This is a genomic window from Halomicrobium sp. IBSBa (assembly GCF_017612575.1).
In the GTDB taxonomy this organism is placed as follows: domain Archaea; phylum Halobacteriota; class Halobacteria; order Halobacteriales; family Haloarculaceae; genus Halomicrobium.
The window spans coordinates 1-11473 of record NZ_JADPQC010000004.1 but is presented as its reverse complement, the minus strand read 5'-3'; the positions used below and the strand labels follow the sequence as shown (position 1 = coordinate 11473).

Genomic DNA, 11473 nt, shown 5'->3' with positions numbered 1-11473 from the left:
GTGGCGAAATCGTTCACAGATTTACAGCCGGTAGTATTACTCGCGCACGAACAGCCGCTGTACGACGGTGACGAGCCGGGAGGCGGAGTTAGACTCGCTGTGGCCGTCTGCGCTCGCGTCCCCAGTCACCTGCCTGACCGTGTTGCGAACGTCGCGGACGAACGGGCCGGGATCGTCGGTCGAGAGGTAGTCGAAGCGGGGCTGCCCGAGTAGCGACGCCGCGATCTCGCCGGCACGGACCGGGAACGAGGGGCGTTCGACCAGCGGGTACTCCTCGGTCAGGACGCTGTGGAGATGCAGCGCTTCGCCCCGGAGGAGGTGCCCCCCGATCCCGACCTCGTAGTCGGGTGGGCCGTCGATGGGGCGATCCGTCGCCTGCGCCCAGGCGAGCAGGGGGAAGTCGACGCCGGCCTGGACGGTGAAGGGCAGCGACGACCAGAACCGTGGGTTGATCTCCATCAGCTTGAACGCCCCCGTCCGCGGGTCTCGCAGGAACTCCACCATGGCGACGCCGTGCCAGTCGAGTTCGTCCAGCAGCGCCCGCCCGGCCCGCTCCAGGGCCGGGATGTCGACGGACTCGCGGAACGCGCTCGGGCCGCCACAGTACTTCCAGCCGCGACGCTGGCGGTGCTGAAACGTCGCGACGGGGCTGCCGTGGTCGTACTGGGCGAAGAAGCCGTACTCCTCGATCGTCGGGACGTACTCCTGGACCAGGGGCACGTGGCCCATCTCGTCGACGATCGCCTCACTGTCGGGTCGCTCGCCCGGTTCGAGGTACGTGGTCGAACTCCACTGGGTCTCGGGGTCGGCGAAGCGGTCGGCGTACTCGGGTGCGCGGAAGGTGTAGCGTGGCTTGACGATACACTCTGCTTCCCAGTCGCTCCACTCAGAGAGCGTCCGCGTCCGGGGCGTGGCGACGCCGGCCCGGTCGGCGGCCTCAAACAGCGCCACCCGATCTTGCACCTGTCGCAGGGTCCCAAGCGTCGGCCACGGCGTCCCGACGTGCTCGCGAAACTGGTCGCGGTTGCGCGCCAGAGCGTACACGTCCGGTTCCCGAAACGGGAGGATCGTCGCCACGTCGTCGCGTCGGGCCAGTTCCAGCAGCGCCGTCTCGTAGCCCGGAAAGTCCACCGCCGGATCGGGGACGGTGACCGATTCCTCGCAGTACGCCGACGCGGCGGCCGGTGGGGTGTCGTGCTCGGAGGCGACGATCGCCGGGATCGATCGACGACCGAGCGACCGGACCGCCGCGGTGCTGCTTGCCGTATCGATTCCGGGCACGACCACGCCCTCTCGGCGACCGTCTCGCGTACCTGCCATACGCCACCCGTCGGTGGCCTGTGGTTTTGTTACGGAGTTCCTGTCGGCGCGGGCAGATCTGCGCAGCGAGTGCCGACGATCCTGCCGGAGTAAGAGTGCCGTCTGCGGAGAGTAACCGCCGCCTACGACCACTGTAAGCTCCCCGTACCCGAGCGGTGACCGACTCCGCGTCCGAACGCCGCTCGGACTTCGAAACGGCCGTTCTTACCGGTAGCCGCAACCAACCTGCCGGTAACAGCCGTCTATCGCGATCGTATCCGGCGGCTATCGGTGGGCAAAACAGTCAGAACGCTTAGGTGTGTAATCACTCGCTACTCGTACATGGCTGATGAACAGTCTGACCGTACCGACAGTAAGACGACGCTACTGGACCGCCGCGACGCGCTGAAAGTGCTCGGGGGCACCGCGCTCGTCGGGATGGGCGTCGGGTCCGTGAACGGCCAGAGCGAGACCGAGTCGTTCGTCATCGACGCCAGCGAGGCGACCTGGAGCTACGTGATCGAGACGACCGGCGACGTGACACGCGTCCCGACCGACGGCGAGGTCGACGACAGCATCTCCGACGGAACGATCCAGGGCACCGTCTCCTCGGGCCTCGCCGCCTACGAGCTGGCGGGCGACGTGACGGCTCTGACGCTGGACGGCCCGTCGACGTTCTCCTTCGGGCCCGACGCCGGGGGCCAGCTCGAGGAGCGCCACGAGATCGCGATCTCCTCGCCGACGGAAGTCGCCTACGAGCTGACGACCACCGGCGAGATCACGAAGCTCACGGACGTGGGCACACTGTCCGCCGAGACCGAGAACGACGTGATCGCCGAGAACGACGACGGGACGTACACCGTCACCGGCTACACGGGCAACGGCTACGGCGACTCCTACGAGTTCCTGGGCAGCGTCGTCGCCTTCTCGCCGAAAGACGCCGACGCGAACGTCACGCTCGACGGGGACTCGATCTCCCCGTACGACCTCGTCGGCGAGGACGAGCCCAGCCAGACGCTGGCGGTCGTCTCTCAGACGGAAGTTTCCTACGAGTTCACCGTCGACGGCTCCGTCGAGAAGGTCCTCGACGCCGGCCGGAACTCGGCCGAGACCGAGAACGACGTGATCGCCGAGAACGACGACGGCACGTACGGCGTCGCCGGCTACACGGGCAACGGCTACGGCGACTCCTACGAGATCACGGGCGAGGTGAGCGACTTCGCCCCGGTCGATGGCGACTACACGCTGTACCTGGACGGTGACCAGATCGCGCTCTCGGAGCTGACCGGCCAGGAGTCGACGGACGACTCGACGGACTCGACCGACGACGGCTCCGACGACGACTCGACGGAATCGACGAGTCCGGTGATCGGCGGCGGCGACGGCTACGCGGACGCCGTCGAGCCGAGGCAGGCGACCGTCACCGTCGACTCGGTGTCCGAGCTGGTCGACGCGCTGGGCAGTGCCACCAGCGGCGACGTGGTCTACGTCGACGGGAGCGCCGAACTCGACCTCGGTTCGCGGGACATCACCGTCCCGGCCGGCGTCACGCTGGCGAGTGACCGGGGCGTCGACGGGGCTGCCGGTGGCCACCTCTACACCACGTCGGTCATGTGGCCACTGGTCTACGTCTCGGGGGGCGCTCGCGTCACCGGACTGCGCGTCAGCGGCCCGAGCTACTCCTACCGCGAGTACGACGCCGACGCGGTCGACATGGGACTGCGGGTCACTGGCAGCGGCGTCGAGATCGACAACAACGAGATCTGGGGGTTCACCCACGCGGCGGTCCGGCCGGCCGGCGATACGCACGTCCACCACAACCACGTCCACCACAATCCGATGGACGGCCTGGGCTACGGGGTCAGCACCACGTCGGGCCAGCCGCTCATCGAGTACAACGAGTTCAACTACAACCGCCACAGCATCGCCAGCGGCGGCGGCAACGGCTACGTCGCCCGCTACAACCACTTCGGGTCGGCGGCCGTCGACCACGTGATGGACATGCACCGACCCGGCGGCACGACCATCGAGATCCACCACAACACCGTCGAGGCCGTCACGCACGTTCAGGACAGCGGCCGCACCGAGGCCGTCGCGATCCGGGGGACGCCGAGCGACGTGGCCGACATCCACGGCAACTGGTTCTACAACCCCAACGAGCCCAAGTCGACGCCGGAAGGGTGGGACGGCAGCGCGATCACGCAGGTCCACACCAGCAGCTGGCAGAACGTCGAGTTCCGGAACAACCACTACGGCAGCGACGAGCCGGCACCGGACATCGGCTGCCCGCGATAGCGAGTCGCTCGCTTCGCGCTGACGGCTCTCTTTTCGGGGAACGCCGGAGACACCCAGCCGAACCGGTACCCGTCGCTTACCAGTTCGTAAGAACTACCATTACAATGACGCCGGGCGGTCACGCTCCGCCCGTGTCACGAGATTCCCAGCCCCGCCGCTCTCGCCGTGCCTTCCTCGCGCTCACAGCGGCAGCCGTCGGCTCGCTCGCCGGCTGTCCGGGTGGTGGTCCAGCGACGGAGACGCCGGTGCCGCCCGACGACGGGACCCGGACACCGGGGGAGACGCCGGTCCAGACGACCGAGAGACAGTCCCGGTTCGACGAGGTGATCGACATCACCGAGGTCGGCGGTGCGGCCGACGGCTCGGAACCGATCACCGATCTGCTGGCCGAACACGCGGCCGGCGATACGCTGATCGAGTTCCCGGCCGGGACCTACGCGGTCGATCACGTCTCGCTGACCGGGCTCCGCAACGTCGGGCTCCGTGCGGTCGACGGGGCCGACGTGTCGCTCGTTCCGACCGCTCCCGCCAGCGAGCTGGGCACGACGCTCTTGCGACTGGTCGATCTCAAGCGGTTCCTCTTCGAGGGGATCGACCTCGACTTCCGAGCCGAGGGGTACGGCGGCATGATGTACGTACTGGGGACCGACGACTTCGCCGTCCGCGATGTCACGGTCAGGGGCCAGTACCCGACCGACGTGTCCGGGTTCCGGTTCGAGGCGGTCACGCCAGACAGCACCGCCCTCGTCGAGAACGTCCATCTCTCCGGTGGCTCGACCGACGACTCAGACTCCGTCGGGATCTACGTCGGCCACAACCACGCCGGGACCCTGACCGTCCGGGACTGCGTGGTGGAGAACTTCCCAAACAACGGCATCTACGCGTCGTCGCCGGGCCGCCAGGACGGCCTCTCGGGGTCGAACGGACCCGTCCACGTCCGGGGCGGGCGCTACCGGAACAACAACATCGCCAACGTCAGACTCGGCTCGACCGGCTCGTCGGTCAAGCGCGCGACCGTCGTCGTCGACGAGGTGCCGCCGCGTCACACCAACGGGCTCGATCCCCGCGGGATCCGGATGCGGGCCCGCGAAGGACAGGTCGTCGAGGACTGCGAAGTCCGCATCGAGGGGCAGGTCCCGACAAGTTCCGGCGGGATCGTGCTCCACTCGGAGGCGGGCCAGGCGACGATCAAAGACTCGACGGTGAGCGTCGACACTGACGGCGTTCCGGCGATCAACGCCCTCCGTCCCGCCGACAGCCAGCGGGGGCCGGTCGTCGAGAACGTCACCATCAGCGGCCGCGCGGCGACCGAACACGCGATCGACATCACCAGGCGAAACGGCACCCGTATCCGGGGCTCGCGGATCGAACAGACGGGGCCACGCCGCTCCGGGATCCGGTTCGAACAGTCGCGTGACTGTCTCATCGCCGACACGAACTTCGACGTGACGGGTGATCCGATCACCGCGATCGACTCCGAAGTCGTGCGACAGAACGTCTCGCTCGAACCGCCGGAAAAGCGATTCGAGTAGCGCGGCCCGGCGGCACTTCTCCGAGGCCGACACGTCCGAGAGCGGCGGCTGTCGTCGCGATCTTCGATCGCCGAAAAGAGTGTAGCCGCGTTACCTGATCCGGACGCGCAGCCAGCGAACTGCGCTCTCCCGGGACGGTTCTGCCGGTGGCTCCCCTTCGTAGAGGAGGTAGGTCAGTTCGAGCGGGCGGTCGCCGCGTTCGAGATCGAGTTCGTACGTCGCCGTCCCGGTCCCGCCGTCGCCGAGCGTGAGCGACGTGCGACCGAGGGTCCGCTCCTCGACGAGGCCGCGGTCGGTTGCGATGCCGGTCCGGGCGACGACGGTGTAGTTCGCGCCGGGACGTGCCGGGCTCTCGACGACCAGTTCGTGGACCGACTCGTTGCCGATCGTCTCGGCGGTCGCCATCACCTGTTCCCCGTCGGGCCCGTCGGTAGTGAGGTAGAACTCCGTGACCCCCTGACCGCTGTCGTCCGTCGCGACGACGCCCCCGGCACCGACGGCGGCGACGCTCAACAGGACGGCGACGATCAGGAACACCTGCGTCTTCGGCCGTTCGGTCGTCCCCGCCAGCGCCCGGCGAAGCGGGGTCGTCACTTCGAATCGCTCTCCGGCCGGCAACCGCTCGCGTCTGACGAGCGCGATCACGCCCGCGGCGATCGTCACCGCGGCGACGGTGTCCAGGACGGGGACGAGCGTCAGCGACCAGACGGCCTCGACGGCGACGCCGACCAGCGGAACGACGAACAGGCTCAGTCCGACCGCGAGCGCGCCGCGCTCGATCGCAGTCGGGCTATCCACGGTCGTCCCGTTCTCTCGACGGGCCGCCGGATAGAGAGCCGCGACGACGGCGTACCCCGGTACGAACAGCAAGAGCGGGACCGCGAGGACGGCCCTCGCGGCGACTGGGAGCCCGAGCGGGAGCGAGAACAGGATCGCCCCCACGAGGGCCAGCAACACGACCGCTGCGACGTCGATCGACGACGCCAGCCGCGGCAGCGCGACCGGCGACGACTGGACAGTTCTGTCTGACATTGGGCTGGATTCCGAATCTCCGCGCATAGTTATGCTCCGTCTATCCCGTCGATTCCGGTACAGACGGTGACGTTGCTGTTCGCGTAGAGGCGGTGCATGTCCTCGCGACACACCTCCGAGGGGGCGAGCCGCCGAGTCTGTGACTCGTTGCCGACGAGGACTACCGGTGCGCCGGTCGACTGGTACTGTCGGTAGACGACGGTGTCGTGGACGATCTCGCCGTCCTCGACGGCCAGCATGTTGGCCGGCGTCGCGCCGCTGCGCTCGAACACCGTCCGATAGGGGTGGTCGGTGTAGATCGGATCGGCCACTTCGGGCCGCGTCGCGCCGACCGTCTCGACGGCCGACAGCTCCGTCTCGTCGTAGGCGTAGGTCGGGAACTCCTGGTCGAAGACCGGGCTGTCCGGGGTCCCCTTGTGGTTGATCGCCATCGCACCGGGGACCACCAGCGCGAACACGAGCAGGCCGGTCATCGCCATCCGTGGCGAGAGCCGGCGCACCGCGAACCGGCAGCCAAGCGCCGCGAGCAGCGCCATCGGGACGTACATGAACGCGTACCAGCGGCCGGGCAGGAAGGTCGTGAAGCCAAACAGCGGGAGCCCGAAGGTAAACGTCGCCAGCACCACCGCGGCCGCGGCGTAGGTCACCGTCGCCGGGGTGGCGTTGCGTCGGCGGAAGACGGCGACGGTCCCGATCACGACCGCGAAAAACAGCGCGAAGAAGCCGAGCGCGTCCGCGAAGGCGACGTCGATCGGGACGCCCGCAGCGCTGCTGGCACCGCCCGCGCCGCTGGGGTCCGGACCGGCGAGGTTGAGGAAGCCGACGGAGGTCGCGATCGCCCGATCGACGGTGTCGAGCAGTTCCAGGGCGAACACGCTGTCTCGGTACGGCGTGATCGACCAGAGCGCGGCCACGAAGGCGGTGACGAGCGCGAAGACGGGCCACAGCGACCCCGCGCGGTCGAAGTCGCCGGGCAGCACCGATCCGAGCGACCCCACCACGGCACCGACGCCCAGCACCACCAGCAGGATGAACGCCGAGATCTGGTGGGTCAGCGCGGTCGCGATCCCGAAGGCCACGACGATCGCGTACGTGGCGCGTCTGGTGTCGCCAGCGAGGAGCCGCGTCGTCCCGGCCAGCGCTCCGAGGAAGAAGACCAGCCCCATGCTGGTCGGGATGATGTGGACGCCCCACCGGATCACGTGATCGGCCATCACGAACAGGCCCGCTGCCAGCAGCGCCCAGCGGCGGTCGAACAGCAGCGTCCCGATCGCGTACAACAGCAGCGTCGACAGCGGGAGCGCGAGCCCCATCGAGACGTACGTGGCCTCTCGCAGGCCGACACCGATGGCGTCGGCCGCGATCACCACCAGGACGTGAAAGAGCGGCGCGGTCCGGTACTTCACGTCGGCGATCGCCGACAGCGAGTCCGTCGTCTGGATGGCCGCCGCGTAGTCCGTGAGGTGCGTCCAGCTGTCGACGCCGATCAGTCCGGGCGTCGAGAGCAACGCGGTGAACCTGACGACGAGCGCCAGCGCGAGCAACTGGCCCAGCACGAGCCCGGGACCGAGCGCGTCGTCGTCGAGAAACAGGATCTGTGCGAGGATCGCGGTCCCGACGAGCCCGCTTGCGAGGAGGAACGTCGTCGTCCGACCGCCGGCAGTCGCGCCAAACAGCGCGAGTCCGCCGATCCCCAGCGCCGTGAGGCCCGCGACGACACGCCCGTCGACGCCGACGCGGCGACGCTCTGCCGCCCGTTCGTACTCGCCAGCACGGACGCGTCCGACGAGATACACCAGGCTTCCGAGGCCCAGCACCGGCGGGAGCACCTGGATGAACAGCTGTCCGGAGAGGAATCGAAGCGGGAAGAGGACGACCGCGATCGCGAGGCCGGCCAGCCCCACGAGGAGATCCGGCTCCGCCGGGAGTCGATCGCGGGGCGTCGCGCTAGCCATCGACGGTCACCCCCTGTGCGCCGGCTCGTCGATACACCGACGCGATGTTGCGGGCCATCTCCGGCAACCCGAGCGCTGCGACCTGCTCGCGGCCCTCAGAGACCGGTGCGGCCCGGAGCGTCGCGACGAGACGCTCGACGAGTTCGTCGTCGTCGGCACAGACCCCCGAGTAGTCGAGAGCCTCGACGTAGTTGGCCACGTCTCCCACGTCGGTCGAGACGACGGGGCAGTTACACGCCAGTGCTTCCTTCACCGTGTTCGGTGACCCCTCGCGTCGAGAGGTCAGGAGCATCACGTCTGTCGCGTTCATGTATCGTGGTATCTCTCCGTGGTCGACGCCGCTCACCGTTCGGAGCGCGACGTGTCCATCGAGGTGCGACGCCACCTCGTCGACGACCGCGCGGGCCCGTGGGAAGTCCTTGATCGGGCGCTCGGGGTCGTAGGGAAACAGGACGATCCGGGCGTTCTGATCCCACCCGAGTTCGTCGCGGGCGCTCGCCTGTGCGGTGGGGCTGAACCGCTCCATGTCGACGCCGTGGGGGATGACGTGGGCGTCTCGGTCGAGTTCGGTCGCCATCCCGTCGGACATGACGATCACTTCGTCACACCGGTTTGCACACCACGTCGACAGCCGTCCGTAGGCCCCCAGCAGGTCCGACCCCCACAGCGAGAGGACGACCGGGCGACGCTGCTGGGCGAGAGCGGCCGGCGCTGTCAGCCCGTAGTTAGCGTGGACGATGTCGTACTCCGACAGCGACTTGCGCAGCGTCGCCCCGTAGAAGCGCGCGTAGTGGCGCAACTGCCGGGTTCCGTCCTCGCTGTTGGGGACTGCCACCGTATCACAGTTCAGCCCGAGATCTTCGAGGGCGTCGACCTGTTGTCTGTAGAACGACGCGTCTTCGTTGGTCACCAGCATGAGCACGTCACCCATCGGCGATCACCTCGACGACCCGCTCGGCCGCGTCACCGTCGCCGTAGGGGTGGCCCCTGTCGGTGGCGTCGACCGGCGTCGCCAGCGCGTCGTGGATCGCCGTCGTCCGTGCGCCGACGAGCCTGTTCCAGCCCTCGGCGACCGTCTCGTCCCACTCGGTCTCCTCGCGCAACGTCACGCAGGGCGTTTCGAGGAAGAACGCCTCCTTCTGGACGCCCCCGGAGTCGGTGACCACTCGGTCGGCGGCGTCGAGCAGGCGGACGAAATCGAGGTAGCCGACCGGGTCGATACAGTGGAGTTCGGACTGGACCGCCTCGAACAACTCCTGGTCTCGGAGCGCGGCCGCCGTGCGGGGGTGGACCGGAAAGACGACCGGCGCGGGGTGGGTCACCAGCGCCTCCACGATGGCGGCGAGGCGGTCGGGATCGTCCGTGTTGCGGGGTCGGTGTACCGTTGCGAGGACGAACGACTCGTCGAGCCCGAGCCGATCGAGGACGGTCGACTCGTCGCGTGCGATCCGCTCGGCCCAGCGGAGCGCGTCGTACATCACGTCGCCGGTCTCGTGGACCCGATCACCCAGCCCCTCCTGTTCGAGCGTCTCGGTCGCGGCCCGGCAGGGCGTACAGAGCACGTCGGCGACGTGATCCGTGACGATGCGGTTTGTCTCTTCGGGCATCGATCGCGTCCCGCTTCGCAGTCCGGCCTCGACATGGGCGACCGTCACGTCGCGGTTGGCTCCGACGAGCGCTCCGGCGACCGTCGAGTTCGTGTCGCCGTACAGCAAGAGCGCATCGGGCGATTCCTGGGCGACGATCGGATCCAGCCGTTCCATGATCTGTGCGGTCTGAATCGCGTGGGTGTGTGAGCCGACCCCGAGGTTGTAGTCGGGTTCGTCCAGATCCAGGTCGTCGAAGAACACTCCTGACAGCTCTTCGTCGTAGTGCTGGCCGGTGTGGACGAGCACCTCCTCGTGGTCGGGTGCGAGCGCACGCGAGACGGGGAAGGACTTGACGAACTGCGGGCGCGCGCCGACGACGGTGAGGACCTTCATGTTCCCACCGCCACGAGCACGTCCCGGACGAACGAGGCCACGTCGATGGTCTCTGCGACGAACTCGCCCCGGCGGCGGTCCCAGTCGCCGTCGTCGTCCGCGAGCAGCGTCTCGATTCGGTCGTGGGCCTCCGACTCGTCGTCGGTCGAGAACACGAGTCCGTAGTCTGCGAGCCGTCGGAAGTTCGCCATGTCGTCGTCGCCCGCAAAGGAGTTACAGCGCACGGCCGGCGTTCCGAGCAACGCGGCCTCCGTCGCCATCGTCTGGGAGTCGCCGACGTACAGCCGAGCGAACGCCAGCAGGTGGTGGAGGTCGGCCGGCGCGACCGGGAGTCGGTACTGGTCGAACGGCGCGTCGAGTGGCTCCTCGGACGTGATGTACACCTCGCCGGCCTCCGCGAGTGTCTCGACGATCGCCTCCTTGCCGGCCCGCGAGAGGCCCCCCTCGCCCACGTCGTGCTGTGCGCCCCAGGAGACGAACCGGACCAGCGAGTAGTCGGCCGACGGGTCCACCCCGGCCGCCCTGACTACCTCCCGGTCGGGCTCGAACCGGTCGGGATGGAGGTAGGCCAGTTCGTGGAGTCCCTCGTAGCGCACGTGGCGCGCGTCGATCTCCCCGTCGTACCACGCGGGCGTACACACCACGTCGGCGAAGGGGAAGGCGAGACGATTGGTCAGCGCCGCCGGCTCGCTGTCGGTCAGGACGACGCTCTTGGCTCCCAGGGCAGTCGCGACGTGGGCCGCCGCGACCCCGCCGATCGCGGTGACCACGTCGGGCTGGAAACGGCGCGCCGCCGCCAGCAAGCGCAGTTCGTACAGCGCCTGCACGCCGATCCGCTCCAGCGTCGACTGGCCCGAACCGGCGAGCACGCTGTGCTCGATGTCGAAGGCGGTCAGCAACTCGGTGGCAACGTCTTTCTCGCGCGTACAGACGCGCACCTCGTGCCCGTCGGCGGTCAGCTCTTCGATGACTGGGCGATAGAAGTGGACGTGAGCGGGATGCTGAATCGTAATCAGGATCCGAAGCCGCTCGGTCTGTTCTGCTGGTGGCGTCCCCACCCCGTTCTGGTCGGGCGGGACGGTAGCGTTCTGTGGCGTGTCTGTGGCTGTCGCGGCCGAGGCGTGTCTCCGACGCATCACTCGGTGGTGACCGGGTGAGTGTTTTGTTATGGCCGACCTACGCCTCCGGCACACAGCGGCCGCCCACTACAGCGTTCGCGGGGACCTCGCCAGTTCTTCGGCGTCGTCGTCCTCGGTCGCCGCTCCGACTCGATACGGGAGCGGGCGCGATGTGGAACTGGAGACTGCCGTCGTCGGTCCGTCGTGACTCGCCGTCGACGAGCGCGGAAAATGGAAGCGGGGAAAGGGGAGTGGGGTGG

The 11473-nt window shown here is 68.5% G+C and carries 8 protein-coding genes; 2 read left to right on the top strand and 6 right to left on the bottom strand.

All coding sequences use genetic code 11. The features are described from left to right. Nucleotides 1-36 precede the first annotated feature (36 nt). Nucleotides 37-1320, bottom strand: coding sequence for a carboxylate--amine ligase (locus IL252_RS11445; RefSeq protein ID WP_208628117.1), 1284 nt, complete (start codon nt 1318-1320; stop codon nt 37-39). A 321-nt stretch (nt 1321-1641) separates the two neighbouring features. Between IL252_RS11445 and IL252_RS11440 the strand changes: the two genes are divergently transcribed. Both IL252_RS11440 and IL252_RS11435 read left to right on the top strand, forming a co-directional pair. Beyond that, entirely contained in the window at nt 1642-3594 is a 1953-nt protein-coding gene (locus IL252_RS11440; protein ID WP_208628116.1) for a hypothetical protein, read from the top strand. A 131-nt stretch (nt 3595-3725) separates the two neighbouring features. Then, complete coding sequence (locus IL252_RS11435; protein ID WP_244257091.1) at nt 3726-5126, top strand: hypothetical protein; 1401 nt, start codon at nt 3726-3728, stop codon at nt 5124-5126. Nucleotides 5127-5216: 90 nt separating this feature from the next. On the opposite strand, the gene IL252_RS11430 is transcribed toward IL252_RS11435, so the two are convergent. The 5 genes from IL252_RS11430 to IL252_RS11410 are packed head-to-tail and all read right to left on the bottom strand — an operon-like array spanning nt 5217 to nt 11231. Next, on the bottom strand, nt 5217-6158 hold the full coding sequence (locus IL252_RS11430; RefSeq protein ID WP_244257088.1) for a DUF1616 domain-containing protein: 942 nt from the start codon (nt 6156-6158) through the stop codon (nt 5217-5219). Between the two features lie 29 nt (nt 6159-6187). Continuing rightward, nucleotides 6188-8113, bottom strand: a complete 1926-nt coding sequence (locus tag IL252_RS11425; RefSeq protein ID WP_208628113.1) for a hypothetical protein — start codon at nt 8111-8113, stop codon at nt 6188-6190. Continuing rightward, nucleotides 8106-9044, bottom strand: a complete 939-nt coding sequence (locus tag IL252_RS11420) for a glycosyltransferase (RefSeq protein ID WP_208628112.1) — start codon at nt 9042-9044, stop codon at nt 8106-8108. Before IL252_RS11420 ends, IL252_RS11425 begins: the two co-directional genes overlap by 8 nt. Then, nucleotides 9037-10095, bottom strand: coding sequence for a non-hydrolyzing UDP-N-acetylglucosamine 2-epimerase (gene wecB, locus IL252_RS11415; RefSeq protein WP_208628111.1), 1059 nt, complete (start codon nt 10093-10095; stop codon nt 9037-9039). Before wecB ends, IL252_RS11420 begins: the two co-directional genes overlap by 8 nt. After that, a complete protein-coding gene (locus tag IL252_RS11410; RefSeq protein ID WP_208628110.1) occupies nt 10092-11231 on the bottom strand; it encodes a DUF354 domain-containing protein in 1140 nt (379 codons plus the stop codon). The genes wecB and IL252_RS11410 overlap by 4 nt, the downstream gene beginning before the upstream one ends. Nucleotides 11232-11473 lie beyond the last annotated feature (242 nt).